Source organism: Psychrobacter sp. 1Y4, from assembly GCF_051847555.1.
Window position 1 is genome coordinate 1 of the sequence record NZ_JBPYDE010000852.1, and the last position, 591, is coordinate 591.

A 591-nucleotide genomic window follows, 5' to 3' on the forward strand; every position below is an offset into this window, starting at 1 on the left:
CGAACTGCTTGAGCAAGACAGCATTAATATGCTGGTAGTGTACGCACAAGATAAAAATGCAAAGAGCAACGTAATTGGTTACTGCTTATATCAAATGGTGTTTGAGCAAGCAGAAATTTTGCGTATTGGCACGCATACTGATTATCAACGACAAGGCATTGCTTCACAGACTATTGATAAGTTGCATAAAGTATTGCAGAGTAATCAAGTGGAAAATTTGTTGTTAGAGGTAAGAGCAGACAATCATGCTGCGATAGCGTTATATGAGAAGCAAGTATTTACTATTATTCATAGACGAAAAGGCTATTACCAGTCACCGAATCAGTCCGCAGTCGATGCACTCATCATGCAACATGTCTATGGTGAGTGAAGAGAGTCAATTCTTATTAGGAGTGATAAGCGTAGTTTCTTTCAAGGTAAATTATTTATCTCAACCAACGTTATCGTGTTTAACTTGATGGTATTTTCTTCTTACAGATATTAGTGTCTAATTGATAGTTGCTGTCTGCTTTCATCCGTGCGAGAACATCTATACGCTCGCTCAATAACTCTACCATCACGCTTATATTGGCTTGCTGTTTTCTGACTTGT

1 protein-coding gene is annotated in these 591 nt (G+C 38.1%); it reads left to right on the top strand.

Annotated features, from left to right (window positions below; all coding sequences use genetic code 11):
• A partial coding sequence (gene rimI / locus ACS8FC_RS19225) for a ribosomal protein S18-alanine N-acetyltransferase (RefSeq protein ID WP_439297967.1) occupies positions 1-370 on the top strand: 370 nt, incomplete at its 5' end.
• Positions 371-591 lie beyond the last annotated feature (221 nt).